The organism is Mesosutterella multiformis, assembly GCF_003402575.1.
GTDB lineage: Bacteria > Pseudomonadota > Gammaproteobacteria > Burkholderiales > Burkholderiaceae_F > Mesosutterella > Mesosutterella multiformis.
This window is the reverse complement of sequence record NZ_BGZJ01000001.1, coordinates 85,862-112,529: the sequence shown is the minus strand read 5'-3', so window position 1 is coordinate 112,529 and position 26,668 is coordinate 85,862. Positions and strand designations below refer to the sequence as shown.

General features: G+C 59.0%; 21 protein-coding genes, 4 tRNA genes and 1 pseudogene. 24 read left to right on the top strand and 2 right to left on the bottom strand.

The features are described 5' to 3' along the window. The first annotated feature begins 146 nt into the window (after positions 1-146). The 12 genes from asd to M4NBBH2_RS00440 all read left to right on the top strand — a co-directional run bounded on the left by asd (position 147) and on the right by M4NBBH2_RS00440 (position 12,125). Positions 147-1,283, top strand: coding sequence for an aspartate-semialdehyde dehydrogenase (asd, locus tag M4NBBH2_RS00495; RefSeq protein ID WP_022443571.1), 1,137 nt, complete (start codon positions 147-149; stop codon positions 1,281-1,283). A 244-nt stretch (positions 1,284-1,527) separates the two neighbouring features. Next, the gene (locus tag M4NBBH2_RS00490; protein WP_124944563.1) at positions 1,528-2,343 is read left to right on the top strand and encodes a hypothetical protein; all 816 of its coding nucleotides are present in this window, start codon (positions 1,528-1,530) and stop codon (positions 2,341-2,343) included. Positions 2,344-2,347: 4 nt separating this feature from the next. Next, positions 2,348-3,145 carry a tRNA pseudouridine(38-40) synthase TruA gene (gene truA, locus M4NBBH2_RS00485; protein WP_116269278.1) on the top strand — a complete coding sequence of 266 codons (798 nt, stop codon included), beginning with the start codon at positions 2,348-2,350 and terminating at the stop codon, positions 3,143-3,145. 114 nt (positions 3,146-3,259) lie between these two features. After that, positions 3,260-3,883, top strand: coding sequence for a phosphoribosylanthranilate isomerase (locus M4NBBH2_RS00480; RefSeq protein ID WP_160117849.1), 624 nt, complete (start codon positions 3,260-3,262; stop codon positions 3,881-3,883). Positions 3,884-3,956: 73 nt separating this feature from the next. Then, the gene (trpB, locus tag M4NBBH2_RS00475) at positions 3,957-5,162 is read left to right on the top strand and encodes a tryptophan synthase subunit beta (RefSeq protein ID WP_116269276.1); all 1,206 of its coding nucleotides are present in this window, start codon (positions 3,957-3,959) and stop codon (positions 5,160-5,162) included. Beyond that, entirely contained in the window at positions 5,159-5,959 is an 801-nt protein-coding gene (gene trpA, locus M4NBBH2_RS00470) for a tryptophan synthase subunit alpha (protein ID WP_116269275.1), read from the top strand. Before trpB ends, trpA begins: the two co-directional genes overlap by 4 nt. Positions 5,960-6,085: 126 nt before the next feature. Further along, the gene (accD, locus tag M4NBBH2_RS00465; protein WP_116269274.1) at positions 6,086-6,973 is read left to right on the top strand and encodes an acetyl-CoA carboxylase, carboxyltransferase subunit beta; all 888 of its coding nucleotides are present in this window, start codon (positions 6,086-6,088) and stop codon (positions 6,971-6,973) included. 94 nt (positions 6,974-7,067) lie between these two features. Further along, entirely contained in the window at positions 7,068-8,390 is a 1,323-nt protein-coding gene (gene folC / locus M4NBBH2_RS00460) for a bifunctional tetrahydrofolate synthase/dihydrofolate synthase (RefSeq protein ID WP_116269273.1), read from the top strand. A gap of 93 nt (positions 8,391-8,483) precedes the next feature. Then, complete coding sequence (locus tag M4NBBH2_RS00455) at positions 8,484-9,383, top strand: SPOR domain-containing protein (RefSeq protein WP_116269272.1); 900 nt, start codon at positions 8,484-8,486, stop codon at positions 9,381-9,383. A 42-nt stretch (positions 9,384-9,425) separates the two neighbouring features. Continuing rightward, positions 9,426-10,007 carry a CvpA family protein gene (locus M4NBBH2_RS00450; protein ID WP_116269271.1) on the top strand — a complete coding sequence of 194 codons (582 nt, stop codon included), beginning with the start codon at positions 9,426-9,428 and terminating at the stop codon, positions 10,005-10,007. A gap of 98 nt (positions 10,008-10,105) precedes the next feature. After that, positions 10,106-11,608: an amidophosphoribosyltransferase gene (gene purF / locus M4NBBH2_RS00445; RefSeq protein WP_116269270.1), complete on the top strand. Its 1,503-nt coding sequence runs from the start codon at positions 10,106-10,108 to the stop codon at positions 11,606-11,608. Positions 11,609-11,711: 103 nt separating this feature from the next. Then, a complete protein-coding gene (locus tag M4NBBH2_RS00440; RefSeq protein ID WP_116269269.1) occupies positions 11,712-12,125 on the top strand; it encodes a VOC family protein in 414 nt (137 codons plus the stop codon). A gap of 68 nt (positions 12,126-12,193) precedes the next feature. Here the strand turns inward: M4NBBH2_RS00440 and M4NBBH2_RS00435 are convergent, their stop codons facing one another. Next, positions 12,194-13,528, bottom strand: a complete 1,335-nt coding sequence (locus M4NBBH2_RS00435; protein ID WP_116269268.1) for a sodium-dependent transporter — start codon at positions 13,526-13,528, stop codon at positions 12,194-12,196. A gap of 400 nt (positions 13,529-13,928) precedes the next feature. Here M4NBBH2_RS00435 and ilvB point away from each other — a divergent pair, with 400 nt between their 5' ends. The 6 genes and pseudogenes from ilvB (at position 13,929) to M4NBBH2_RS00405 (ending at position 20,099) form a co-directional block, all read left to right on the top strand. After that, a complete protein-coding gene (gene ilvB / locus M4NBBH2_RS00430; RefSeq protein WP_116269267.1) occupies positions 13,929-15,671 on the top strand; it encodes a biosynthetic-type acetolactate synthase large subunit in 1,743 nt (580 codons plus the stop codon). 2 nt (positions 15,672-15,673) lie between these two features. Next, positions 15,674-16,174, top strand: a complete 501-nt coding sequence (gene ilvN, locus M4NBBH2_RS00425) for an acetolactate synthase small subunit (RefSeq protein WP_116269266.1) — start codon at positions 15,674-15,676, stop codon at positions 16,172-16,174. A gap of 94 nt (positions 16,175-16,268) precedes the next feature. Further along, positions 16,269-17,285, top strand: coding sequence for a ketol-acid reductoisomerase (ilvC, locus tag M4NBBH2_RS00420; RefSeq protein ID WP_116269265.1), 1,017 nt, complete (start codon positions 16,269-16,271; stop codon positions 17,283-17,285). Positions 17,286-17,482: 197 nt separating this feature from the next. Further along, a pseudogene (locus M4NBBH2_RS00415) lies at positions 17,483-18,127 on the top strand (phosphatidylserine decarboxylase); the annotation flags it as partial. 366 nt (positions 18,128-18,493) lie between these two features. Further along, on the top strand, positions 18,494-19,315 hold the full coding sequence (gene pssA, locus M4NBBH2_RS00410; protein ID WP_022443057.1) for a CDP-diacylglycerol--serine O-phosphatidyltransferase: 822 nt from the start codon (positions 18,494-18,496) through the stop codon (positions 19,313-19,315). A gap of 91 nt (positions 19,316-19,406) precedes the next feature. After that, the gene (locus tag M4NBBH2_RS00405; protein ID WP_116269263.1) at positions 19,407-20,099 is read left to right on the top strand and encodes a fumarylacetoacetate hydrolase family protein; all 693 of its coding nucleotides are present in this window, start codon (positions 19,407-19,409) and stop codon (positions 20,097-20,099) included. 97 nt (positions 20,100-20,196) lie between these two features. Here M4NBBH2_RS00405 and mltB read toward each other — a convergent pair whose 3' ends face one another. Next, the gene (gene mltB / locus M4NBBH2_RS00400; RefSeq protein ID WP_116269262.1) at positions 20,197-21,324 is read right to left on the bottom strand and encodes a lytic murein transglycosylase B; all 1,128 of its coding nucleotides are present in this window, start codon (positions 21,322-21,324) and stop codon (positions 20,197-20,199) included. 162 nt (positions 21,325-21,486) lie between these two features. Between mltB and M4NBBH2_RS00395 the strand changes: the two genes are divergently transcribed. From M4NBBH2_RS00395 to carB, 6 genes are all read left to right on the top strand, one after another. Further along, positions 21,487-21,562: transfer RNA gene (locus M4NBBH2_RS00395), tRNA-Gly, on the top strand. A gap of 31 nt (positions 21,563-21,593) precedes the next feature. Then, positions 21,594-21,667 (top strand) — tRNA-Cys (locus M4NBBH2_RS00390). A 21-nt stretch (positions 21,668-21,688) separates the two neighbouring features. Next, positions 21,689-21,764 (top strand) — tRNA-Gly (locus M4NBBH2_RS00385). Positions 21,765-21,821: 57 nt separating this feature from the next. Further along, positions 21,822-21,904 (top strand) — tRNA-Leu (locus M4NBBH2_RS00380). Between the two features lie 201 nt (positions 21,905-22,105). Continuing rightward, entirely contained in the window at positions 22,106-23,299 is a 1,194-nt protein-coding gene (gene carA, locus M4NBBH2_RS00375; RefSeq protein WP_238691357.1) for a glutamine-hydrolyzing carbamoyl-phosphate synthase small subunit, read from the top strand. 81 nt (positions 23,300-23,380) lie between these two features. Then, complete coding sequence (carB, locus tag M4NBBH2_RS00370; RefSeq protein WP_116269261.1) at positions 23,381-26,608, top strand: carbamoyl-phosphate synthase large subunit; 3,228 nt, start codon at positions 23,381-23,383, stop codon at positions 26,606-26,608. Positions 26,609-26,668 lie beyond the last annotated feature (60 nt).

Sequence of the window (26,668 nt, the reverse complement as noted above, 5' to 3'; positions counted from 1 at the left end):
GGACAGCCCTTCAGGGGGTAAGCTGTATAAGCGAGCCTGATTTTCTTTAATCGGAATCTCAGGCTTTTCAAATAATTCAAAGTGTCCCGGAGCCTGGCCTGCCCCCTTGCGGGCGGCTCCGCAGGGCGGAATTTGGGAGAAACAACATGATCCTAGGTATGGTGGGCTGGCGCGGCATGGTCGGTTCCGTGCTGACGAACCGAATGCGTGAGGAAAACGATTTCGCGTTCGCGGACAAGGTGATTTTCTATTCGACCTCGAACCCCGGCGGCGCGGCCCCTGCGCTTCCGAATGGGGAGCCGGTGCTGCTCGACGCGAATAAGATCGATGATCTCGCACGCTGCGACGTGATCCTCACGTGCCAGGGCGGTGACTATACGAAGGCGATCCATCCGCAGCTGCGCGCTGCCGGCTGGAAGGGCTACTGGATTGACGCCGCGAGCGCCCTCCGTATGGAGCCTAACGCCGTGATCGTTCTCGATCCGGTGAATGACGCGGTGATCCGCGAGTCCCTGAAGAACGGCGGTGTCGACTTTATCGGCGGCAACTGCACCGTCTCCCTCATGCTGATGGCGATGGACGGTCTGATCCGCGAGGATCTCGTTGAGTGGGTGAGCAGCATGACTTACCAGGCAGCCTCCGGCGCCGGCGCGAAGAACATGCGTGAGCTTCTCCTTCAGATGGGAAGCCTCTACGGCTCCGTGAAGGATCTGCTTGCTGACCCGAAGAGCTCCATCCTTGAGATCGACCGCCGCGTTTCCGAGCAGTTCCGCTCTCCTGAATTCCCGACCGCCGCATTCGGCGCTCCGCTTGCCGGCTCTGTCCTCTCCTGGATCGATAAGGATCTCGGAAACGGCATGTCCCGCGAAGAATGGAAGGGCGGCGCTGAAGCGAATAAAATTCTCGGCCGTCCGGCCCAGCCGCAGCCCGGCTCCCTCATTGTTGAAGGTCTCTGTGTCCGTATCAGCTCGATGCGCTGCCACAGCCAGGCTCTCACCGTGAAGCTGAAGAAGGACCTGTCGGTTGAAGAGATCGAAGCGAAGCTCGCCGCCGCGAATCCCTGGGTGAAGGTGATCCCGAACGAACGCGAGGTCTCGATCCGCGAACTCGCGCCGTCCACCGTCGCCGGTACGCTTTCCGTGCCGATCGGCCGTATCAGAAAGCTCGCGATGGGGCCGGAATATATTTCCGCCTTTACGGTGGGTGATCAGCTCCTCTGGGGCGCCGCTGAACCGCTTCGCCGTATGTTCCGCATTCTGGTTGACTTCAAGAAGGCGGCCTGAGCTGTTAAAGGCATCCGGAGCGCCCCCCCGCTTCCGGATGTCTCTGAAGTTCAGAAAAGAGCTCCTGGAGCGTCACTCCCGGAGCTCTTCGCTTATCCGGAGAAAATCTGTTCGGACACCGCGGATTTCATACTGCTATACGTCCGGGGGCCGGTTTCTTTAGAATTAGGCGGGACAGATGCCTGCGGAGCACGGTCAGCAGACCGCGGTTTGTCAGGCGAAGAAATAAAGGATTTTTGATCAAATGCCGGTTCTGAAACGATTATTCGCTTCGGCCTTGGCCGCAGCGATCGCTGCAGCTTCGCTTCCCGCTCTGGGCGACACGCCCGGACCGTCAGCGTCGGCCCCGATGCCGTCGATTACAGCGCCGGAAAGCGCTGAGCAGAGCGCGACTCCCGCTCCGGCCTCTGACGTGACTCAGGAAATTCCCGCAGTGCCCCATGTTCCGGTCCCGGCCGATCAGGAAGAGGACTCGTCCTGGGCCTCATACGCAGCCCTCGGAGCGGCCATTCTGATGCTCGCGCTCCTTTGGTTTATGAGACGCGGCCGCCGCAATAAGAAGCTTGAGGAAATCCGGAACGCTCAGGAAGAACTCTGGAACCCGGTGACGGTGGTGCCTTTCGGAACCCGGGACTCGGCGGTGAAGACGGAAGAGGCCGGGCTGAAAGCCGTGACAGATACGGTGGACGCCGTGATGGCAGCTGAAAAGGAAGCGTCGACCGGCAGCTCAGGGATTCATGAAGCGGCGGATAACGCGGCGAAAAGCATTGCCGCGATCCGAGGAGGACTTCGGTCGGCTGACGAATCCCTGCCGCCCGCAAGGCCGGAACTTCCGAAGCCTGAGAAGAAAGAGGATCCCCTGGATCCCAAGACCGCCTATCGCGAGATGCTGGCTTCGCAGCTGAAGCTCGCGCGGGACTTCCTGTCCCGCGGCGCGGTTGATGAGGCGCGGGAACTCGCGACCGATGTGGCGAAAGGCGGCGTCGCGGAACTCAGCACTGAAGCGAAAAAGTTCCTCGATGAGCTGCCGCCCGCGGTGAAGAAAGAGCGCGGAGTCTGAACGGATGAAGATCGCGCTTGGAATTCAGTACGATGGGACCCCTTTCAGCGGCTGGCAGGTGCAGCCTGACCGGCCGACCGTGCAGCAGACGCTTGAAGAGGCGCTTGGAGCCTTCGCGGGTATCGGGCAGCCGGTTCCTACAATCTGCGCGGGGCGCACTGACACCGGGGTTCACGCGACAGGGCAGGTGGTGCATATCGAAGCCCCGGTTGAACGCCCGATGAACGCCTGGGTGAGGGGAACAAACAGTTTCCTTCCACCCGCTGTCGCTGTGCGCTGGGCAAAGCCCGTGCCGGAGGATTTTTCAGCCCGTTTTTCCGCGATCGGGCGGACCTATGAGTACTGGATCGTGAATGAGCCGGTCCGGGTGCCGCTTCTTGCCGGACGGGCCGGATGGTGCTTCAGGCCGTGCGATGTGGAGAAGATGGAAGAGGCCGCGGCGGTCCTTCTGGGAGAGCACGATTTCACGAGCTTCCGGGCGGCTGAGTGCCAGGCGAAATCTCCGGTCCGCCGGATTGACTCTATCCGGTTCACGGTCCGCGGGAACATGATCGGCATCCGTTTTGAAGCCAATGCCTTCCTGCAGCACATGGTGCGGAATCTTGTCGGGAGCCTGGTTTATGTCGGCATCGGCAAGAAACCGGTCGGGTGGCTCGCCGATGTCCTCGAAGCCCGCAACCGGGCGCTCGCCGCTCCAACCTACGCGCCTGACGGGCTTTATCTCGTCGGCGTGAATTACGGAGAGGCCGGAGACGCGGCCGGACTCCCCCGCTATTCCCCCACATTCATGGGACCTTTCTGATCATATCCTGCCGCTTTTGATAAACTTTTTTTCACATTGCTTTCTTTTGCGAGGAAAGTTTTTCGGATGCAGGGCCGGTTTTTACTCCGGAGCAGCGGCTCCGGACCGCACGCGGTGCAGGTCAAGGTGTGCGGATTCACGGATGAAAAAAATATCAGCAGTGTCGCGTCGCTCCCAATCGACGCGGCCGGGTTCGTGCTGTTCCGTAAAAGTTCCCGCTACGTGCCGTCCGACCGGCTCGACTCCCTGATCCGGACGCTCCCGGACCGCGTGACCCCTGTTCTTCTCTTCGTGAATCCGGATCCGGACGAGGTTTTCGCGGTAACGCGCCGGCATCCCGAAGTGCTTCTGCAGTTTCATGGTGATGAGACACCGGAGTTCTGCCGCGCGTTCGGGCTTCCTTACATGAAAGCAGTACACTTTGAAAAACCGGGGGATTTGCTGCGGGCTGAAGCCCGCTACCCGGATGCGGCGGCTATTCTTGCCGACTGCCCTGCGCCAGATTCCGGCGCAGCGCCTGGCGGCAACGGCACCGCCTTTGATTGGGAGCTGGCCCGGTCTGAAGCCGCGTCTCTCACGCTGCCTCTTGTACTCGCCGGAGGGCTGAATGCGGAAAACGCCGCAGCAGCCTATTCGCTCCTTCACCCCGCGGCGCTGGATGTCAGTTCCGGCGTCGAGGATTCCCCAGGAATCAAGTCCAGACAGAAAATCCATGATTTTTTAGGAGCGCTTCGCTGAGTGCTTGCAGCAGAGGCGTCTCCGGCCGGAAGAGATTTCCTCTCCGGCTTCTTTGTCGATAAAGGAATCGCACATGTACAACATGCCTGACAAAAAAGGACACTTTGGTCCTTATGGCGGCGTTTTCGCGTCGGAAACGCTGATCTATGCGCTTACGGAGCTGAAGAATGCCTATGAGCATTACCGTAATGATCCTGAATTCGACAAGGAGTGGCGCGACGAGCTCAAGCACTATGTCGGCCGTCCTTCCCCGATTTACTGGTGCAGACGGCTATCGGAGGTGACAGGAGGCGCTCAGATCTATCTGAAGCGTGAGGACCTGAATCACACCGGTGCCCATAAAATCAACAACACCATGGGGCAGGCGTTGCTCGCCCGCCGCATGGGAAAGAAGCGTGTGATCGCGGAAACGGGCGCGGGGCAGCATGGCGTCGCGACCGCGACGGTGGCTGCCCGTTACGGCATGAAGTGCTGTGTCTACATGGGCGCGGAAGATATCGAACGCCAGGCCCCGAATGTCACCCGCATGAAGCTCCTCGGGGCTGAGGTGCGCCCGGTGACGACGGGCAGCGGCACACTGAAGGACGCGCTGAATGAGGCGATGCGCGACTGGGTGACGAATGTGGACGACACGTTCTACATCATCGGCACGGTCGCGGGTCCTGCGCCGTACCCTGAGATGGTGCGTAACTTCAATGCGATTGTGTCTGAAGAGTGCCTTACGCAGTTCCCTGAACTGACGGGCGGGGATCCGGACTATATCGTTGCCGCGGTGGGCGGCGGCTCAAACGCGATCGGCGCTTTCTATCACTACATTGATCGGCCGAACGTGAAGCTGATCGGCGTTGAGGCGGCGGGGCTAGGGCTCCTTTCCGGGAAGCACTGCGCGTCAATCGAATGCGGGAAGCCGGGCGTTCTGCACGGAAACCGCACGTATCTGCTTCAGGATAAGGATGGGCAGATCACGCCGGCCTACTCAATCTCCGCGGGGCTTGATTACCCGGGAGTCGGTCCTGAGCACAGCTATCTCGCGGATATCGGCCGCGCCGAGTACGTGGGCATCACGGATGACGAAGCGATGGACGCCTTCCAGAAGCTTTGCCACATTGAAGGGATCATCCCGGCGCTTGAGTCGAGCCACGCGCTAGCCTACGCGCTGAAACTTGCCCCGACGCTTCCGAAGGATAAGAAGATCCTCGTGAACCTCTCGGGCCGCGGTGACAAGGACCTGGGAATCGTGACGAAGTACCTTAAGGCGCATGAAGGAGAAGAGAAATGAGCCGTCTTGAAAAGCGTTTTGCGTCCCTTCAGGCTGCCGGGAAAAAGGCCCTGATTCCGTATATCTGCGCGGGTGACCCGTCGCTTGAATCCACGGTGCCGCTGCTGCATGAACTCGTCCGGTCCGGGGCGAGCGCGATTGAGCTCGGCATGCCGTTTTCTGACCCGATGGCGGACGGTCCGGTGATTCAGCGGGCGTCTGAGCGGGCGATCAGCCGCGGCTCGAATCTCGACTTCGTGTTCAATTGCGTGAAGGAATTCCGGAAGACGGACAGTGACACGCCGATCGTTCTCATGGGATACGCGAATCCGGTGGAGTGCCGCGGTCAGGAAGCGTTTATCCGCGACGCGGCAGAGGCGGGGGTTGATGGTGTCCTGATTGTCGACTACCCGTTTGATGAGGTGCCGGAGTTTTATGAGGCGGTGAAGAAGGCCGGGATGGATCCGATTTTCCTTCTCGCGCCGACCTCTTCAGATGAACGCGTTGAACAGGTCTGCCGTCTCGCGACCGGGTACCTCTACTACGTGTCGCTGAAGGGAACCACGGGGGCCGGAAACCGGCTCGATATCGCTTCGGTGAGACAAAACGTCGCGAGAATCGAGCGTTACGCGAAGTGCCCGGTGGCTGTGGGGTTCGGTATCAGTAACGGCGAGACGGCGCGCGAGATCGCTTCCGTCTGCTCAGGCGTCATCATTGGTTCCGCCCTGATCCGTGAGATGGATAAGACCCCGGATGATGCTGTGGGTGCTGCCGGCCGGTGGCTCGCCGGAATCCGCGCGGCGCTTGACGCCGCATAGCGGGATTTAAGACACATCGGAGCGGTCCGGATACCGCCGGACTGTTTCGGATTACCATCCGTGCGGGTACCCCCGCACGGTTTTTTTGTTGTACCCTAGTGTGACTTAAGCAAAAGGGAGCTTTCGATGAGCTGGATTGACCGCCTTCGACCGAAAATCAAGAAAGAAACCAACGCGACGCAGAGCCGCGTTCCTGAAGGCCTCTGGAATAAATGCCCGAAATGTGATCAGGTAATCTACAGTCACGAACTGGAAGCCTCTCTCATGGTGTGCCCGAAGTGCGGCTATCACATGAGAATGGGTGCCCGCGCGCGTCTTGAGGCGTTCCTCGACTACGATAGCCCGAAAGAGGAAATCGGAGCCGAAATCCTCGCGAAAGACCCTCTCAAGTTTGTTGACTCGAAGCCCTACCCGAAGCGTATCGCCGAAGCCCGCGCGAAAACCACGGAAACTGACGCGCTGGTCGTGATGGCTGGTGAGCTGAAGCATTACCCGGTGGTCGCCGCCGCATTTGAATTCGGTTTCATGGGCGGATCGATGGGGTCTGTGGTCGGAGAGCGTTTTGTCCGCGGTGTCGGCTATTCGATCGACCACAACTGCCCCTTTATCTGCTTCGCGTCTTCTGGCGGTGCCCGCATGCAGGAGGGTCTCGAATCCCTTATGCAGATGGCGAAGACATCTGCCGCTGTGGCGGAGCTCTCAAAGGCCGGTCTTCCCTTCATTTCGGTCCTCACTGATCCAACGATGGGCGGTGTTTCCGCGTCGTTCGCCTTTGTGGGCGATATCGTGATCGCGGAGCCGGGTGCCCTGATCGGCTTTGCTGGTCCGCGCGTGATTGAGCAGACCGTCCGCGAGAAGCTTCCTGAAGGCTTCCAGCGCGCCGAGTTCCTTCTTAAGATGGGCGCGATCGATATGATTGTCGACCGCCGGGAGATGCGCTCCACGATCGGCCGCGTCCTCGCGATGCTCGCGAAACGGCCGCCCCGGGCGCATGACCTGCCTGCGGCAGTCTAAAATCAAGCCTGGCTCTCAGTTAAGCCTCCGGAGAAAACCGCTCCGGAGGCTTTCTGCATTAGAGCCCGGAATTTTCTTATAGGTCTCAGGAAAAATGGAAAGCAGGAAGACGCTCGGTGAGTGGCTCGACTATATCGAAGCAATGCATGGCGGAGCCGAGGTGATTGATCTTGGGCTCGGCCGGATGACGGAAATGATCTCCCGGATGGGCATTCACTTTGACTGCCCGGTTTTCACCGTGGCCGGCACAAACGGGAAGGGGAGCACCTGCGCGATGCTCGAATCTATTTTCCGGTCTGCCGGTCTCCGGGTCGGAATGCATACGTCGCCTCATATGCTGCGGTTTAATGAGCGGGCCTGGCTTCTCGGGCGTGAGGCAACAGATGAAGAACTCTGCCGCGTGTTTGAGGAGGTGGAAGAGAAGCGGGGTGACCTGATTCTCTCTTACTTCGAATTCACGGCACTGGGCATTCTGAAGCTCTTTATGGACGCGAAGCTTGACGCGGTAGTGCTTGAGATCGGACTTGGCGGAAGGCTTGACGCCATCAATTCAATTGATCCCACGGTTTCCATTGTGACCACGGTCGGAATTGACCACACAGCGTTCCTCGGACCTGACCGTGAATCGATCGGCCGCGAAAAGTCTTTTGTCTATCGGGCAGCCCCTGGCCACGCCGCGGTCTGCGCGGATCCTGAGCCTCCGAAGTCACTTCTGCAGCATGCCGAAGAGATCGGCGCCGATCTCCGGTGCGTCAACCGTGACTTCCGCACGGTGGAGCACGGGGACGGCACGTTTGACTACGAGGGACGCACCTGGTCACTCAAGGCGCTCCCCCGCCCGGCGCTTGCCGGAGAAATGCAGATCGCGAACGCGGCCGGTGCTCTCGCGATGCTGGAGGCTGCGGACGAACTGAAAGCCATCCATGTGGGGCGCGAAGCAATTGAAACGGGACTCCGCCGCGTGGTGATCACGGGGCGCTTCCAGCGTGTTGCCGAGTCCCCCGCGATTATTCTGGACGCGGGTCACAATCCTCACGCCGCTCATGAACTTGCGCGGAACCTCGCGTCGCCGCTTTATAAGACGCCCGGAAAAACGATCGCGGTGGTCGGCATGCTGAAGGATAAGGACCGGTTCCATGTCGCCGGTATCGTGAAAGATGAGATCGATGAGTGGCGGATCGCGTCGCTCACCGGCCCCCGAGCGAGCACCGCGGATGACCTCGAAAAGGAATTTCTCCGCGCCGGTGTACCGGCCGAACATGTAAGAAAATTTGAAAATATTCCCTCCGCGCTTGAATTTGCGAGGGGAGAAGCCTCTCACGCTGATAGAATTATCGTATTCGGGTCTTTCGTGACGGTTTCTGCCGCGATTGAAGCTCTCCGGAAAGACGGCTTCCAGGTGGATATCGTCCCCTAGACGAAAATAAAACAGACAGAGTAGGCATTTCTCTGGCGCGGATCTTTCCTTTGAGGAAGGATCCTGGCCGGAGCGGTTGTGGAGAAGCGGGTAATGGGGATCAGTTTCTGGCATAAAAAGAAAGAGGAGCCGCAGGCTCCGAAAGCGGTTCCGGAAAACGGAGTCAATGCCGTGAAGCGGTCCGATACAGAGAGCGATGCTCCGGGCGGTGTTCGGCTTCGCCGGATTGCGGTCGGGGCCGCTGTCATTCTTTCCGCGATCGTGATTGCCGGACCGTTTGTGGTGAGTGAACGGGCGGTGAAAGCGGAGTCTCCCGCGAAGACCGAGATCCCGTCACCTCCCGCGGTTTCCCAGGCGGCACAGGCGCAGCCGGCGTCCGCAGCGGTCGCGACCGCTGCCATGCCTCAGCTCACTTCTTCTCCCGCTGCCGCGTCGCCGGCCGCTTCAGCCACAGTCCCCGCCGCTCCTGGCGCTGCCCAGCCGATGGCTCAGACCGCGCCGAGCACTCAGCAGGCTCCTGCCGCCGCGGTTCCCCAGTCCCAGACTCAGGCTGACATTGCCAAGGCGAAACTCGCCGCGGATAACGCCGCCAAAGCCCGGATGAAGGCGGCTCAGGAAGAGAACGCCCGCCAGAAAGCTGAAATCGAAAAGAAAGCGAAGGCCGCGAAAGCTGCCCGTGATGATCAGCTGCAGGCTGCCATCGCGCAGCAGCAGAAGAAGGAAGCCGCTGCGAAGAAAGCCTCGGCTGACGCCTCCCAGCAGCGCTGGGTGATCCCGGTCGGGGCGTTCTCGGATCCCGCGGCCGCGAAGAAGGTTGTGGCAAACGGCCGCGCGAACGGCGTGTCGCTCAGCACTTCAAGCGTGAAGTCCGGCAGCACGACACTCACCCGTGTGACCGCGGGTCCCTTCAAGACGCGTGATCAGGCGGAAGCCGCGGAAGCGAAACTCGCTATGGCCGGTATCCGCACAGGCGGCGTACATCAGGCAAAATAGCGCCTTTCAATTTTCTGCCTCTCTGAGGCTCGGATTTTCCATATGGACAGCGGAACACTGAATCAGCTCGACTGGGTGATACTCGCGGTACTTGCGGCGTCCTCCATTCTCGGTGTCTGGCGCGGCGTTGTGAAGGAAGTGTTTTCGGTCGCGGGCTGGATCGCGGGCTTTATCTTCGCGTTCCGTCACGCGGCGGATGTGGGGCAGGTGCTTCCGATCACGTCTTTTGGACCGGTAGGGCGGACCGCGGCCGGCGCTGTGATCGTGATTCTCGTGACGCTTGCCGCGTTCGCGGTTTTCGGTTCGCTTCTCAGACTGGTGATCAAGGCGGTTTCAGGCGGCGTCGGCGACGGGGCTCTTGGATTTATCTTCGGTTTCATCCGGGGAGCGGTGATCGTGATGGCAGGCGTATTTGTCGCCTCTTTCACATCATCCCCTGAATCCCGGATGTGGCAGCAGAGCGAACTGATTCCGTACGCTGAAAAAGGGCTCGTGATGTGCCGCCCGCTGATGCCGGACACGCTCGTGCAGATCGCGGACATCGCGAAAAAGCAGCAGGACTCCGCCAAGGCCCTTTGGAACGCGAAGTACCGTCTGGAAGATCATGCGGGATCGCTTAAATAGAGGAAGCTTTTTCGCTTTTTCATCAGTGTGCTTTCTTTTCTTTCAAGTAAAATAAGCAGTTTCTCTCCTTCCATCATTCTCGAGGAAATAAAAGAGCTATGTGCGGCATTGTAGGGATGGTCTCTGACAGCCCCGTAAATCAGCGCCTTTATGACGCGCTTCTTCTCCTTCAGCACCGCGGTCAGGATGCTGCCGGCATCGCAACGCTGGACGGTCTGACCTTCCATCAGCATAAAGCGATGGGTCTCGTGCGCGAAGTCTTCCGTACCCGCAACATGAGAAACCTCCTCGGGAATGCCGGCATTGCGCATACCCGCTATCCCACTGCAGGCTGCTCCACGTCGTCTGACGAGGCGCAGCCTTTTTACGTGAATGCCCCGTACGGCATCATGTTTGCGCATAACGGGAACCTCACGAACGCTTCCCGCCTGAAGCAGGAGCTCTATGAGCTCGATCACCGTCACATCAATACGTCGAGTGACAGTGAGGCGCTGCTGAACGTCCTCGCGGATGAAATCAGCCACCTCGTGGTCGGCACCACGCTCACCGCTGAAAAGGCTTTCCAGGCGGTGCGCGGCGTTCATAAGCGTATCCGCGGCGGCTATTCCTGCGTCGCGCTGATTGCCGGAAAAGGTCTTCTCGCGTTCCGTGATCCGAATGGCATCCGTCCGCTCTGCTACGGCTCCTATACGAATGAACGCGGTTTCACCGAGTACATGGTGGCCTCTGAATCCGTCGCCCTTACCGGCACGGGCTTCAATTTCGAGGACGATGTGAAGCCGGGCGAGGCGATCTGGATCGATCTGAACGGCAACATCGAGCGCTGCCAGTGCGCTGAGAATCCGAAGCTCACCCCCTGCGCGTTCGAGCTCGTCTACTTTGCCCGTCCGGACAGCGTGCTTGACGGCATCAGCGTTTACGGCGCCCGCCTGCGTCTTGGTGAATATCTCGCTGACACGGTGGCGCACGAGATTGAGCTGAAGGACATCGATGTTGTGATGCCGGTTCCGGACTCTGCCCGCCCGTGCGCGCAGCAGCTCGCTTCCCGCCTGAACCTTCCGTACCGCGAGGGTCTTATCAAGAACCGCTACGTCGGCCGTACGTTCATCATGCCGGGCCAGACGGTCCGCAAGAAGAGCGTCCGCCAGAAGCTGAACCCGATGCCGGTCGAATTCAAGGATAAGAATGTGCTGCTCGTGGATGACTCGATTGTCCGCGGCACCACGATGGGCGAAATCGTGGCCATGGCCCGCAGCGCCGGCGCGAAGAAAGTGTATGTCGCGTCCTCCGCTCCCCGTGTCTGCTTCCCGAATGTCTACGGCATTGATATGCCGACCCGCTCGGAACTCCTCTGCGGCGATGGCAAGGGTGCGGATGAGGTGGCCCGTATCATTGGCGCTGATAAGGTCGTCTATCAGACGATCGACGGCCTGAAGGGCGCGCTTTCCGACATGAACCCGGCAATCTCCGATTTCGATTGCTCGTGCTTCGATGGCCGGTATGTGACCGGTGACATCGATGACGCGTATCTCAGCCAGCTTGAGGAAGAGAAGCGCCTCGCGAAGGAAGCCGATAAGCGCAGAAAGGCTGAAGAGGACTGATCGTTCCTGGTTCTGACGCCGCCGGGCTTTTCGCCCGGCAGCCCTCGAGGCCCGCCCGCGCTACCTGCGGCCGGGCCTTAGTTTTTTGGGAAGGAGAAATGCGATGACTGAAAACGAAGAGCCGCTTGTCGTGCGGCTTGATCACCTGGTGCTGACAGTCAGGGACCCTCAGGCGACAGTACGGTTTTATGAAGCGGTTCTTGGCATGAAACCCGTGCGGTTTGGAGAAGGGCGGCTCGCGCTTCAGTTTGGAAATACGAAGATCAATCTCCATCAGGCGGGGGCTGAAATCGCGCCTTACGCTCTCCGCCCCACGCCGGGATCCGCGGATCTCTGCCTGATCACGGAGGGGCCGCTCGATGCCGTGCGGCGGCGGCTTTCTGAAAACGGTGTTCCGATCGAACTCGGCCCCGTGAAGCGCACCGGCGCCGCAGGTCCCATCCTCTCGGTTTACTTCCGGGATCCCGATGGAAATCTGATTGAGGTTTCCCGGTACGAAGACCAGGCGGGGTCCTGAATAAGCAAAGGGGCAGTTCACTCAAGGTGAACTGCCCCTTCTTACTGGGTCTGAAAACGTGGGTGCCCTCAGGCGAAGCACCCCTGGTAGATCACGAGAAGCACCACGATCGGCGCGATGATCGCCACCATCGCATGGATAAAGGTGGTGTAGGCCGTGCCCCGGTTCTTCACGTAGTTCAGCTGTTCCTTGAACTTCGGCCAGGCGATCCAGCCCGTGAGAAGCGCGATAAAGAGACCGCCCATCGGAAGCAGAATGTTCGAGGAAAGGAAGTCAAGCGCGTCGAAAAGCGTCTTTCCGAAAACTTTCACATCTGACCACGGTCCGAAGGAAAGGGCGGAAACGCAGCCGAAGAGGAAAAGAGCGATCCAGCAGGCAAAGCACCCGCGGGGGCGCCTCACATTCCACTCATTTCCAAGGTACGCAATCACGACTTCCAGCATGGAGATCGAGCTCGTGAGCGCGGCCGTGAGAAGGCAGATATAGAAAAGGACCGCGAAGAACGCCCCGCCCGGAAAATAATCAAACACAATCGGCAGCGTCACAAAGACGAGTCCCGGACCGGCATTCGGATCAAGCCCGAAAGCGAACACCGCGGGCAGAATCATGAGACCGGAAAGAATAGAGCCGAGAAGCGCGAGAAACGCGATCCAGCCGGAAGAGGACGGAATGTCCGTTGTTTCCTTCACGTAGCAGCCGTACGTGACGATTGTGCCGCAGCCTAGTGAGAGCGAGAAGAACGTAAACCCGAGAGCGTTCAGGATGGTCGACGCGCTCATCGTCTCCGGGTGGATCGCGAAAAGGAATTCCACTCCTTTCATCGCGCCGGGGAAAGTGAGGCTTCGGATAAGGATCACCACCATCAGGATAAAGAGGAGCGGCATGAGGAATTTCGCAATCCGCTCAATCCCCTTCTCAACGCCGAGCGCTACGACGCCGCAGGTGAGGGTGAGGAAGCAGAAGTGCCAGAAGACATTTTTTACCGGATCCGACACGAGAACCGCAAAGCCCTCTTTCAGCGTTTCCGCGTCGCTCGAAAGCACGCTGTTCGTGAGCGACCCGATGAGGTACGACACGCACCAGCCGCCGACCACGGAATAGTAGGAAAGAATGATGAAGGAAGAGATCACGCCGATAAAACCGGCGATCGCGAAGAAGGGGCCTCCCATCTTCTTCATCGCCTGAACAGCGGAACCCCGGCCGGCCCGGCCGACCGAGGCCTCAGCCATCAGGAGAGCAACACCGATCGTAAAGGTGAAGATGATGTAGGGAATGATGAAATTTCCGCCGCCATTCGCGCCCGCCCAGAAGGGGAATTTCCAGATTGCGCCGAGGCCGATGGCTGAGCCCGCGGAAGCGAGAATGAAGCCGATACGCGAGCCCCATTCGGTTGATTTCGCCATGTTGCTGTCCTTGATTTTTTGTGAGGGGAGTCCCGGAGAAGAGGGGGATCTTTATGAGACTCTCCGAAGAAGAACCGAAATATCTCTCGAGAGGCAGAGGAAATGTCGCGCCGGGAGGTCCTTCAGAAATTCTGCTACGAATTGAAAGAATATTGATAATACCCGGTTCTGTCTAGTTGTTTCCCTGTAGTTCTGCTGAGTTTCCTGTTGGCAAACCAATGTTCAAAAGTGTATATTTTTTATTATTGGTTTTATCAAAACCAGGAACACGTATCAATCGATCCGCAGAACGGACCTGAGCAGATGCGGCAGCAATTCGAGTTGACCGACAGGCTGGCCAAAAGCAGTCCCGGAGGTCTCCCAATCAAATCCAGATTAGGTTTGAAAGGAACGCAACTATATGAATGCCAGTGAGACGGCCGCCCGCGCGGCCGGAACGCCGATTACAGGCGCTGAGATCGTCTGTCGGGCGCTCGCCGAGGAAGGGGTGACAAAGGTTTTCGGTTACCCGGGCGGAGCGGTCATCCCGATTTATGACGAAATCTTCAAGCAAAGCGCTTTCCAGCACATCCTGACGGGGCACGAGCAGGGAGCGGCGCACGCCGCTGATGCCTATGCGCGCGCTACCGGAAAGCCTGGCGTCCTTATCGTGACGTCGGGTCCAGGCGCGACGAATGCCGTGACCGGCATCTCGACCGCCTACAGTGATTCCATCCCCCTCATCATTATTTCAGGCCAGGTTGGCACCTCCTTCATCGGCACCGATGCTTTCCAGGAGTGCGATACCGTGGGCATTACCCGTCCCTGCGTGAAGCACAATTTCCTTGTGCGTCATGTGGAGGATCTGGCGAAAACGATCAAGGAAGCCTTCTATATCGCGACGACCGGCCGTCCGGGTCCCGTGCTGATTGATATTCCGAAGGATATTCAGCTTCAGAAATGCGTTTTCGACTATCCCGAGAAAGTGGATATTCCGACCTATAAGCCGATTACCCGCGGTCACATGGGGCAGATCAGGAAGGCGCTCAACGCGCTTCTCGACTCTGCCCGTCCGCTGATCCTTGTGGGCGGCGGCGTGGTGCTGTCGGATGCCTCAGAACTGATGAACCGGTTTGCCCGGCTGACTGGGATTCCCGTGATTTCGACCCTGATGGGGCTTGGCGGATTCCGGGGGTCGGACCGCAAGTTCCTCGGCATGGCCGGTATGCACGGAACGCTGGAAGCGAATTACGCGCTGCAGAACAGCGAGGTTCTCATTAATTTCGGCTCCCGGATGGAGGACCGTCTGGTCTCCAATGTCCCGGATTTCGAAAGCCGTCCGAGAACTGTCATTCATATCGATGTGGACCCTTCATCTATTTCGAAACGCGTGAAGGCTCAGATCCCCATCGTGGGCGACGTGAAGTCGGTGCTCGCTGACATGGTGAGCCTTCTTGAAGAAGAGGACTACCGGCAGAACACCGAGCTCCTCACGCCCTGGTGGAACCAGATTGACGAGTGGAGGTCGAGGAAGTCGCTTGACTATCCGGCTGACAGCAAGTCGATCATGCCGGAAGCGCTGGTGGAAAAGGTTCAGGCCGCAGCCCCCGCAGACACGATCTATACAACGGATGTGGGCGAACATCAGATGTACGCCGCCCAGTACCTGAAGCTCGACGAGCCCAGACATTTTCTGACGAGCGGCGGTCAGGGCACGATGGGCTTTGGATTGCCCGCCGCGGTCGGCGCCGCGGTCGCGTTCCCGGATAAACCGGTCGTCTGCTTCACGGGCGATGGGTCGATCCAGATGTGCATTCAGGAGCTGATCACCTGCAAGCGTTACGGTCTTGCGCCGAAAATCGTGATCTTCAATAACGGATACCTCGGCATGGTGGCGGTCTGGCAGAAGCTTTACTGCGGCGGCCGGCTTTCCGAAACGACGCTGGATCCGCAGCCTGACTTCGTGGCGCTTGCGAAAGCCTATGGCCACGTCGGCTACCGCTGCCGCACGTACGCGGAGCTTGACGCGGCGCTTAAGGATGCTTTCGGGGAAAACCGGAACGAATGCTGCGTGCTCGATGTTCAGATCAAGCGTGATGAACCCGTGTACCCGATGGTTGGGCCTGGAGAAGGTCTCACCCGAATGATTCTGAGGGAGGAATGAGAATGAGCGGAGAAAGACACGTGATTTCGATTCTCCTCGAGAATCGCTCCGGGGCGCTTTCGCGCGTCGTGGGACTCTTTTCGGCCCGCGGTTACAACATTGACAGCCTTACGGTCGCGCCGACCGAGTCTGAACACCTCTCGCGCATGACGATCGTGAGCCACGGTGACGATGCGCTCGTGGAACAGATCACAAAGCACCTCAATAAGCTGATCGAGGTGCTGAAGGTGGTGGATCTGACTGAGGCGCCCTACGCGGAACGCGACCTGATGCTCGTAAAGGTCAGGGCTGCGGGCCGTGAGCGCGATGAAATGATGCGGCTTACGGATATTTTCCGCGGTCACATCATCGACGTGACGGAACGCTCTTTCACGATTGAGATCACCGGCGACGCCGGGAAGCTTGACGCGTTTCTCACCGCGATTGATCCGAAGCAAATTCTGGAAACTGTCCGGTCAGGCGTTCTCGGAATCGGCCGCGGCGAACACATTCTGAAGTCCTAGCAGCAAAAGCGTTTCTTATTTACTGATCTGAATTTACCGGAAGACCGAAGCCGGTCTTCCATCTGACGAGGCCCCGCGCCTCTGGAGAAAAAGCATGAAGGTTTATTACGACAAGGACTGTGACCTTTCCATCATCAAGGGCAAGAAGGTCGCGATCATCGGCTACGGTTCCCAGGGACACGCCCATGCGCTGAACCTGCATGACTCCGGCGTCAATGTGGTGGTCGGTCTGCGCCCGAACGGCGCTTCCTGGAAGAAGGCTGAGGCTGCCGGTCTCGCAGTCGCGTCCGTTGAAGATGCCGTGAAAGGCGCTGACGTCGTCATGATGCTGATCCCGGATGAAAACATCGCGAAGACCTACCGTGAGCAGGTTGAGCCGAACATCAAGCAGGGTGCGGCGCTCGCTTTTGCCCACGGCTTCAACATTCACTACGGCCAGGTGATTCCGCGTGAGGACCTCGATGTCATCATGGTGGCCCCGAAGGCTCCGGGCCACACGGTCCGCTCCACCTATGCCGCCGGTGCCGGTGTGCCGCAGCTTGTTGCTGTTTTCCAGGATAAGTCCGGCCGCGCGATGGATATCGCGCTCTCCTACGCCTCCGCCAACGGCGCCGGCAAGGCGGGCATCATCGAAACGACGTTCCGCGAAGAGACGGAAACGGACCTCTTCGGCGAACAGGCCGTGCTCTGCGGCGGTATCGTTGAACTCGTGAAGACGGGCTTTGAGACCCTCGTGAAAGCCGGATACGCGCCTGAAATGGCGTATTTCGAATGCTTCCACGAAATGAAACTGATCGTCGATCTGATGTACGAAGGCGGTATCGCGAACATGGACTACTCCATTTCGAATAACGCCGAATTCGGCCAGTACTGGACGGGTCCGAAGGTTGTGAATGAAACCTCCCGTGCCGCGATGGAACAGTGCATCAAGGATATTCAGTCCGGCGTTTATGCGAAGGCGTTCCTTGAAGAGTGCGCGTTCGGCTATCCGGTGCTCCGTTCGATGCGTGCCCAGACCGCCCGTCATCCGATCGAGACCACGGGTGAGAAACTCCGCGCGATGATGCCCTTCATCACCGCTCACCGTCTGGTTGACCGCAGCAAGAACTGATCGCTCTTGCTGAGTCATTTCAGCAGCTTTCCGTCGCCCCGGGGAATATGGGTTCTCCGGGGCGACAGCGTATCTGCCGGGATACCCGGTGCGGAATGAAAACGGATACGGGGGAGGTGTAGAGAAATTGCGCGGTCACCCTGATAGAATGCCCTATCGGAAATACGTTTTTGGTGAGATCCTGGAGATCAATATCTATGGATAAAAGAATCTATCCCCATCCCATCTTTGCGAAAGAGGGTTGGCCCTTCATGGCGGGCACGGGCGTTCTTGCGCTTCTCGCGACGGCAATGGGCTGGGGCTTTCTGAGCGTCATCTTCTGGGCGCTTTTTATTCTTGTGGTTCAGTTCTTCCGGGACCCGGCGCGTGAAATTCCCCAGGGCGAGAAGCTTGTGCTTTCCGTCGTTGACGGCCAGGTTCTGAAGGTTGAAAAGGCGAAGGATCCCTATACGGGACGTGACGCGATTCTGATCTCCGTCTTCATGAATCTTTTCAACGTCCACAGCCAGAAGTCTCCGGTTGACGGCACCGTGCTGAAGAAGGTGTACCGCCCGGGCAAGTATTTCAACGCGTCGCTCGATAAGGCAAGCGCTGAGAACGAGCAGTGCGGCCTTGTGGTGCGGGCGGATGATGGGAACCTGGTGACGTTCGTTCAGATCGCGGGTCTCGTGACGCACCGCATTCTGAATTACGTGAAGGAAGGCGATCATCTGAACCGGGGTGATCGTTACGGCTTTATCCGTTTCGGAAGCCGCGTGGATATGTACCTTCCGCTGAACGCCCGCCCGAAGGTTGTGATCGGGGAGAAGGTCTGGGGCACGACAACCGTCCTCGCGGTTCTTGGCGAGGCTCTGGATGAACCCGAGGCTCCGCTCGATGAATCGGAAGACTCTTCTGTGACAGCACCTGCTGCCGCTCAGAGTGAAACCCCCGCTGCACCGGCCGCGGCCCCCGCAGCCCCTGCAGCTGAAGCAGAAGCTCCGGAAGCTCCTGCCGCGGCGAAGCCTTCGGAGTCCGAACCGGCGGCTGCCGCTCCCGCGGAGTCTGAGACAAGCGCTCCTGCCGCGGCTGAACCCGCGAAGACGACTGACGCTTCAGCGAAGTAAGGCTTCGGCGCTCTGACCGTTCCCCCAAAAAAGCAAAGCGGATGCCTGGGTAAGCCCCGGCGTCCGCGTCTGCATTCAGTTATTCAGGAAAAGACGATAAAAATGACTTCAGAACACATCCCGGGTCAGCGAGTTCCGCTTACCGAAATCGGAAAGCGCAATATCAGGATTGTCCGCACGCGGGGCATCTACGTTCTGCCGAACCTTTTTACGACGGCGTCGCTTTTCTGCGCGTTTTACGCGATTGTTCAGGCCATGGCCGGGCACTTTGATATTGCCTCCATTGCGATCTTCTTCTCGATGATTTTTGACGGCTGTGACGGCCGTGTCGCCCGCCTCACTCATACGCAGAGCGAGTTTGGCGTGCAGTATGACTCGATCGCGGATATGACAGCGTTCGGCGTGGCGCCGGCTCTCGTGATCTATCAGTTCGCGCTTTCCGGCCTTGGAAAGATCGGCTGGGCCGCGGCTTTCATTTACTGCCTGGGCGCCGGTCTCCGTCTTGCCCGCTTCAATACCAATGTGAAGGTCGTGGATAAGAGCTTCTTCCAGGGGCTTCCGAGCCCGGCGGCTGCCGCACTGATCGCAGGCTTTGTGTGGCTCGCGGTTGATAACAAGCTCCCCGCCTGGACGGGTGACGCGCTTCCCTGGATGGCCGCGGTGCTCGCGGTTTTCGCCGGCCTTACGATGGTCTGCAACGCGCCGTTCTTCTCCGGCAAGAGCCTTGCCGTTGTGAGAACCGTGCCGTTCTGGTTCCTTTTCGTCGCGGCGATTCTCTTCATCATTATTTCGAGCAATCCGTCACTCTCGATCTTCATCATCTTCTGCATTTACGCCGTCTCGGGCTACGTCTATCAGGCTTATCTCTGGTGGAAGGGCCGTCCGAACCCCGTGAAGCCTGAGCGTGATGAGGAAGAAGCCTGACGCTGGCTTTTCCGCCTAAGCCCTGAGGGCCGCAGGCAAATGAAGCATCATGCGGACGCGGCGCGAGCCGCCCTTTATCAGAGGAGTTCCTATGTCATTTCTTTTTGCACCGCCCCCTCAGGCCGTTCTGCCGATCGTGGGGGAGAAGAATCTTTACTTCCCCCTGCATCGCGTGTATTTCATCGGTCACAACTACTCGGCCCACAATAAGGAGCTGAACGCTCCGGACGAGCCGGTGATCTTCCTGAAGCCTGTTGACGCGGTTGTGCCGGTTCCGGAAGGAACCGTGGCTGAAATCTCGTATCCTCCTCAGTCCGATAATTTCCAGCATGAGATTGAGCTCGTTGTCGCGCTGAAGTCAGGCGGCCGCGACCTCACGCCTGAAGAAGCTGAAAAGGCGATCTACGGCTTCGCGGTCGGCTGCGACTTTACGCGCCGCGACTGGCACTTCAGAATGCGTGACAAAGGGCAGCCCTGGGAAAAGGGGAAGACGGTTGACAGCGCGCTCCCCGTCACGGCGCTCCGCCCGATTGAACGGACACCGGAGCTGCAGAATCTGGGGATCTGGCTCTACGTGAACAGCGAGAAAAAGCAGGACGGCAATATCGATCAGATGCTTTTCACGCCGGCTGAGCTGATCAGCCATCTCTCGAAGTTCTGGGAACTGAAGGCGGGTGATATTGTCTTCACCGGAACGCCGGCTGGTGTCGGTCCCGTGAAGAAGGGCGATTTCCTGAAGGGCGGCATCGCGGGTGTCGGTACGCTCGATATGAAGATCGTTTGATACGTCACTCCCGCGCGCTTTCGGGATAGGCAAGAAAAAACCGACCTCGGTACAGAACCGGGGTCGGTTTTTGCATTCCGGGAAATGATCACCGGTTTCAGGAAGAGGCGGAGCTTGACGCCATGCTGGCCGCTGCGCTGTCCATCGAAATCGTTTCGATTTCCTCCGCGAGATCTGATACCGCGCTGGCGTAGAAATAGCTGTGGTTATAGTTCAGGATCGTCTGGAAATTCCGGGTCCCGAGGCGGTACTCTGTCGCCTGCTTTCCATCCTGGTCGCGGTACGGGAGATCAACGATCATCAGAGGTTCGTCACCCGGGATGTTGAGCTCGAAATCCGGAATGAACCCGGCCCGGAGCGCGTGGTCAAACGTCGTATCAGTGGTGATGCCGCCTGTGACGAGCCGCATATCGGCGTCGCTGTCCGGCGTGCAGGAGAAAAACGGCGGAAGCCCCCGGACCCAGCCGTGGCTTGAGAGGTAGTTCGCCACTGAGCCGATCGCGTCAGCGCTCGACCCAACGAGATCGATCTGACCGTCCCCGTCAAAGTCGACGGCATACTTGCGCACCGAGGAGGGCATGAATTGCCCCATGCCGATTGCGCCCGCGAAGCTCCCATAGACCGTAGCAGGATCGAGATGCTGCTCGCGAAGAAGCAGGAGAAACTCGGTGAGTTCCGTCCTGAAGTAATCCGCGCGGCGCTTGTAATCGAAAGTAAGCGTGCAGAGGGAATCCAGAACGCGGAAACTGCCCTGGTTTCTGCCGTAGACCGTTTCAACGCCGATGATCGACGCCACGATGTCCCGCGGAATGCCGTAGCGGTCCTCCGCCTTTCCGAAAGCCTCGTCGTTTTCCTCGAGGAATTCCGATCCCTTCTCAATCCGGGACTTTCCGACCATCCGGTGCTGATAGACCCGCCAGTCGCCGCGGACCGCGGTTTTCGGCGCATTCGGCTTCCGGGGCTTCGGTGTCATCAGCTGCTCCACGCGGGCGGAATACGTAGCCTGCGAGAGGACCTCTTCAATAAAGGACTTAGGAAGCTGAGTCGCCGCGGCGGTTTCCTCAATGTAAGCCTGAACCTCTGGCATCGCGGGGTAAGACGTATCCTCGCTCGACTCCGTTTTTCTCAGAGCCGGATCCGGAAGCTGAGCGCAGACAGCCGCCGGCAGCCCAGGTATGGCGGCTGTCAGAAGCAGTGTCAGCAGATTTCGGCGGCTCAGCGGCATGGCTTTTCTGATTGAGTAAATAAGTGTCCTATCTCATTAATTATATAGGTGCGTGTCAATCCGTTAAGGGCGGAATCGTAACGAAAAACCAGTAGAGGGAAAAAATCTTTGGAGACGAAGCCTTGACAAACGGCTTTTTATCCGTAGAATTTGTATTCCTATGCGGGAGTAGCTCAGTTGGTAGAGCGCAACCTTGCCAAGGTTGAGGTCGCGAGTTCGAGACTCGTCTCCCGCTCCAGGATTCTTCAGTAATGCTGAGGAAGCGTGGTGGCGCGATAGCAAAGTGGTTATGCACCGGATTGCAAATCCGTTCACGGCAGTTCGATTCTGCCTCGCGCCTCCATAATTCAGCAGGCGTACTGATGCGGGAGTAGCTCAGTTGGTAGAGCGCAACCTTGCCAAGGTTGAGGTCGCGAGTTCGAGACTCGTCTCCCGCTCCATTTTCGAGAAGAGGAAGCTTTCAAGGGCTTCCTTTTTTCATATCTGCATCAGCGAGTGCCCGGGTGGCGGAATTGGTAGACGCAGGGGACTTAAAATCCCTCGCTTCGGCATACGGGTTCGAGTCCCGTCCCGGGTACCAGGCATTTCCAGAGACGTTCGTCTCACAGTATAATAATCAGTTAACCGCAACAGACTTTCGGTTTCGGAGGTCTCGAGCAACACAATCTGTAAGCCGGTGCCTTCTTTTCCCTTCAAAGCTGGTTCCGGCTCGTGCGCCCCGAAAGCGAGGAACCCGTCGGTTGCCCGCCGGGCACACTGTTTAACGTAACGGGAGAAGCACGTGAGCTCACTCATTCAGGACAACCGGCCTGAGGCTGTACTGGCCCTGGCCGACGGAACGCTGTTCCGCGGCCGTTCCATCGGCGCGCCCGGTCGTACCATCGCTGAAGTCGTTTTCAATACGTCCATGACGGGCTATCAGGAAATCCTGACAGATCCGTCCTACACCGGTCAGATCGTCAATCTCACGTATCCGCATATCGGCAACGTGGGCGTGAATAACGAAGATACCGAATCGGGCCGCATTTACGCGGTGGGCCTCGTCATCGAAACCCTTTCTCCCATCGTCTCGAACTTCCGTGCGAAGGAAACGCTTTCCGAATACCTCACCCGTTCCGGCGTGGTTGGCATTGCCGAAGTCGATAACCGTCTCCTTACCCAGATCATCCGTGACCGCGGCGCGCAGGCAGCCTGTATTCTGACGGCCGCGAACGGCACGCTGACTGACGAGGAACTGAATGCCGCTGTGGAAGCCGCGAAGAGCTACACCGGCATGGTGGGTCAGGATCTCGCTCAGGTTGTGACCACCAAGGCTCCGTACGAGTGGACCGAAGGCACCTGGCAGATCGATAACGACACGGGCGCTACCTCCTACACGAAGCCTGAGCTTCCCTTCCACATCGTGGCTTACGACTTCGGCGTGAAGCAGAACATTCTCCGCCTTCTCGTGAATCAGGGACTGCGCGTTACCGTGCTGCCCGCGAAGACTTCCTTTGAAGACGCGATGAAGTATTCCCCGGATGGCTTCTTCTTCTCGAACGGCCCGGGAGATCCGGAACCCTGCACGTACGCGATTGAAACCGCGAAAAAGATTCTGAAGTCCGGCATTCCGTTCTTCGGTATCTGCCTCGGGCACCAGATCCTCGGTCTCGCGGTGGGCGGAAAGACCGTAAAGATGAAGACCGGTCACCACGGCGCCAATCACCCGGTGATCGATGTGAAGACGAAGCATGTATACATCACGAGCCAGAACCACGGGTTTGCGGTCGACGCCTCCACGCTTCCCGCGAATGTCCGTGTGACGCACGAGTCGCTCTTTGACGGCACGCTCCAGGGTATGGAGCTTACCGACGCTCCGGCCTTCAGCTTCCAGGGTCACCCTGAAGCGAGCCCGGGACCTCAGGACATTTCCCCGCTTTTCGAGCGTTTCGGACAGATGGTCCGTACGTACGCTGAAAGCAAGGCGGCCAGGTAATTTTCCGGTAATTCTTAATATTGGCCTTTGCCCGGGGAGCGCTCCGGCCACTCGGGGAAAGGCGGCAGACAGGATAGCGAAATGCCAAAACGTCAGGACATAAAATCCATTCTCATCATCGGCGCCGGCCCGATCATCATCGGCCAGGCCTGTGAGTTTGACTACTCCGGTGCTCAGGCCTGCAAGGCGCTGAAGGAAGAAGGGTACCGCGTCATTCTCGTGAACTCGAACCCCGCCACGATCATGACGGATCCGGGGCTCGTGGACGCGACCTACATTGAGCCGATCACCTGGGAGGTGGTTGAGCGGATCATCGCGAAGGAACGGCCCGATGTGATTCTGCCGACGATGGGCGGTCAGACAGCGCTCAACTGCGCGCTCGATCTGAAGAATCACGGCGTGCTCGATAAGTACGGGATCGAACTGATCGGCGCCTCGCCGAAAGCGATTGAAAAGGCTGAGGACCGCAAGCTCTTCAAGGAAGCGATGGAGAAAATCGGCCTTGAATGCGCGAAGTCCGGTATCGCCTACAACATGCAGGAAGCGCTCGAAGTGCAGCAGACCGTGGGATTCCCCACGATCATCCGCCCGAGCTTCACGCTTGGCGGCTCAGGCGGCGGCATCGCCTACAACATGGAAGAGTTCGTGCGGATCTGCCAGCGCGGTCTCAAGCTTTCCCCGACGCACGAGCTTCTGATTGAAGAGTCGCTTCTCGGCTGGAAAGAGTACGAGATGGAAGTGGTCCGCGATCACGCGGATAACTGCATCATCGTCTGCTCGATTGAGAACCTCGATCCGATGGGTATTCACACGGGCGACTCGATTACCGTCGCTCCGGCCCAGACGCTGACCGACAAAGAGTATCAGATCATGCGTAACGCCTCGATCGCGATTCTCCGCGAGATCGGCGTGGATACGGGCGGATCAAACGTGCAGTTCGCCGTGAACCCGAAGAACGGCCGCCTGATCGTGATCGAAATGAACCCGCGCGTGTCGCGTTCGTCCGCTCTCGCCTCCAAGGCAACCGGTTTCCCGATCGCGAAGGTCGCGGCCAAGCTCGCCGTGGGCTACACGCTTGACGAACTCCGGAACGACATCACCGGCGGCAAGACCCCGATTTCCTTCGAGCCGACGATTGACTACGTCGTCACGAAGATGCCGCGTTTCGCCTTTGAGAAGTTCCCGCAGGCGGATGACCGTCTGACCACCCAGATGAAGGCTGTGGGCGAAGTGATGGCGATCGGCCGCACGTTCCAGGAATCCTTCCAGAAGGCGCTCCGCGGTCTTGAAACCGGTAAGGACGGTCTTGACAGCAAGACATCCGACCGCGAACAGATCGTCTATGAGATTTCCGACGCGGGCCCCGAGCGTATCTTCTATGTCGGTGACGCGTTCCGTATCGGCATGACGCTGAAGGAAGTCCAGGAAGCGACGAATATCGACCCCTGGTTCCTTATCCAGATTCAGGAAATCATCGATATCGAGAAGCGGCTTGAGGGCCGGACGCTTTCCTCGCTCACGCGTGAAGAGCTCCTCTTCCTCAAGCAGAAGGGCTTCTCCGACCGCCGTCTTGCGAAGCTTCTCCACGTGTCTGAGGACGAAGTGCGTTCTGACCGCTGGATGATGAAGCTGCACCCCTCCTATAAGCGCGTTGATACGTGCGCCGCGGAATTCAAGACCACGTCCGCTTACCTCTACTCCACCTACCACGGCGCGAGTGAGGCCGATCCGGATGACCGGAAGAAGGTGGTGGTGCTGGGCGGCGGTCCGAACCGTATCGGCCAGGGTATCGAGTTCGACTATTGCTGCGTCCACGCCGCTCACGCGCTCCGCGAAGATGGCTACGAGACCATCATGGTGAACTGCAATCCGGAAACGGTGTCGACTGACTATGACACGTCGGATCGCCTGTTCTTTGAACCGGTGACGCTCGAAGACGTGCTCGAGATCTGCCGCATTGAGAAGCCGTTCGGTGTCATCGTGCAGTACGGCGGTCAGACCCCAATCAATCTCTGCCGGAAGCTTGAGAAGGAAGGTGTGCCGATTCTCGGTACGACTCCGGATTCGATCGATATCGCGGAAGACCGAGGCCGCTTCCAGAAGCTTGCGTCAGACCTTGGCATCCTGCAGCCGCCGAACCGTGCGGCCCGGTCCGAAGAAGACGCCATCGTGATGGCAGACGAAATCGGGTACCCGCTCGTTGTCCGCCCGTCCTACGTGCTTGGCGGCCGCGCGATGGATATCGTCCACAGCCGGAAGGATCTCGAGGCCTACATGCGTGAGGCGATCAAGGTGAGCAACGACAGCCCGGTGCTCCTCGATCGGTTCCTCGACGACGCGGTGGAAATGGACGTTGACGCCGTGAGTGACGGGGACGAAGTCCGGATCGGCGGCATCATGCAGCATATTGAGCAGGCCGGCGTCCACTCGGGCGACGCGGCGTGCTCGCTCCCGCCTTACAGCCTCCGCCCTGAGCTCGTTGAAGAGATCAAGCGTGAGACGAGACTCCTCGCTGAGGCGCTTAAGGTGAAGGGGCTCATGAATGTGCAGCTCGCCGTGCAGCACGCCTACTCCGAGAACCCGAAGGTCTACATTCTCGAAGTGAATCCGCGTGCCTCGCGCACCGTGCCGTTTGTCTGCAAGGCGACGGGTGAGCCGCTCGCGAAGATCGCGGCCCGCGTGATGGTCGGGCAGACGATGAAGCAGCAGGGGGTCAAGGTTGAGGTAACGCCGAAGTACATGTGCGTGAAGGAAGCCGTGTTCCCGTTCACCAAGTTCCTCGGTGTGGACCCGGTCCTTGGACCTGAAATGCGGTCGACCGGCGAAGTGATGGGTGTCGGCGCGTCGTTCGGCGAAGCGCTTTATAAGGCTGAACTCGGCGCCGGTGACCGGCTCCCCGAAAAGGGTACGGCGTTTATTTCGGTCCGCGATGTCGATAAGGCCCGCGCGGTGTCGGTTGCCACGCACCTCCGTGACCAGGGCTTCAATATCGTCGCGACGCGCGGCACAGCGGCTCTTCTGCAGCATGCGGCGATTCCCTGCCGTGTGGTGAATAAGGTTTCTGAAGGCCGTCCGAACGTGGTCGATATGATCAAGAACGGTGACGTGCAGCTCGTGATCGCGACGGCTGACGAATCCCGTACTCAGATCAGCGACGCGCGCCAGATCCGCCAGACGGCGCTTGCGCAGCTCGGCGTTGTGTACTACACGACGATTTCGGGCGCTGCCGCCGCGGTTGAAGGCCAGAAGCACGCGAAGGATGTCGAGGTCCGCAGCCTGCAGGAACTTCACGCGATGAACCGCGCCTGAGTGTTTCGCTGATCCCGGATTCGTCCGGGAATCGCGGGACTTGCCGGCTTTCCTGTTACA

Excerpts from the sequence above, each read along its gene's own strand:
- asd (WP_022443571.1), top strand. The coding sequence starts at position 147 with ATGATCCTAGGTATGGTGGGCTGGCGCGGCATGGTCGGTTCCGTGCTG.
- M4NBBH2_RS00490 (WP_124944563.1), top strand. The coding sequence starts at position 1,528 with ATGCCGGTTCTGAAACGATTATTCGCTTCGGCCTTGGCCGCAGCGATC.
- truA (WP_116269278.1), top strand. The coding sequence starts at position 2,348 with ATGAAGATCGCGCTTGGAATTCAGTACGATGGGACCCCTTTCAGCGGC.
- trpB (WP_116269276.1), top strand. The coding sequence starts at position 3,957 with ATGTACAACATGCCTGACAAAAAAGGACACTTTGGTCCTTATGGCGGC.
- trpA (WP_116269275.1), top strand. The coding sequence starts at position 5,159 with ATGAGCCGTCTTGAAAAGCGTTTTGCGTCCCTTCAGGCTGCCGGGAAA.
- accD (WP_116269274.1), top strand. The coding sequence starts at position 6,086 with ATGAGCTGGATTGACCGCCTTCGACCGAAAATCAAGAAAGAAACCAAC.
- folC (WP_116269273.1), top strand. The coding sequence starts at position 7,068 with ATGGAAAGCAGGAAGACGCTCGGTGAGTGGCTCGACTATATCGAAGCA.
- M4NBBH2_RS00455 (WP_116269272.1), top strand. The coding sequence starts at position 8,484 with ATGGGGATCAGTTTCTGGCATAAAAAGAAAGAGGAGCCGCAGGCTCCG.
- M4NBBH2_RS00450 (WP_116269271.1), top strand. The coding sequence starts at position 9,426 with ATGGACAGCGGAACACTGAATCAGCTCGACTGGGTGATACTCGCGGTA.
- purF (WP_116269270.1), top strand. The coding sequence starts at position 10,106 with ATGTGCGGCATTGTAGGGATGGTCTCTGACAGCCCCGTAAATCAGCGC.
- M4NBBH2_RS00440 (WP_116269269.1), top strand. The coding sequence starts at position 11,712 with ATGACTGAAAACGAAGAGCCGCTTGTCGTGCGGCTTGATCACCTGGTG.
- M4NBBH2_RS00435 (WP_116269268.1), bottom strand. The coding sequence starts at position 13,528 with ATGGCGAAATCAACCGAATGGGGCTCGCGTATCGGCTTCATTCTCGCT.
- ilvB (WP_116269267.1), top strand. The coding sequence starts at position 13,929 with ATGAATGCCAGTGAGACGGCCGCCCGCGCGGCCGGAACGCCGATTACA.
- ilvN (WP_116269266.1), top strand. The coding sequence starts at position 15,674 with ATGAGCGGAGAAAGACACGTGATTTCGATTCTCCTCGAGAATCGCTCC.
- ilvC (WP_116269265.1), top strand. The coding sequence starts at position 16,269 with ATGAAGGTTTATTACGACAAGGACTGTGACCTTTCCATCATCAAGGGC.
- pssA (WP_022443057.1), top strand. The coding sequence starts at position 18,494 with ATGACTTCAGAACACATCCCGGGTCAGCGAGTTCCGCTTACCGAAATC.
- M4NBBH2_RS00405 (WP_116269263.1), top strand. The coding sequence starts at position 19,407 with ATGTCATTTCTTTTTGCACCGCCCCCTCAGGCCGTTCTGCCGATCGTG.
- mltB (WP_116269262.1), bottom strand. The coding sequence starts at position 21,324 with ATGCCGCTGAGCCGCCGAAATCTGCTGACACTGCTTCTGACAGCCGCC.
- carB (WP_116269261.1), top strand. The coding sequence starts at position 23,381 with ATGCCAAAACGTCAGGACATAAAATCCATTCTCATCATCGGCGCCGGC.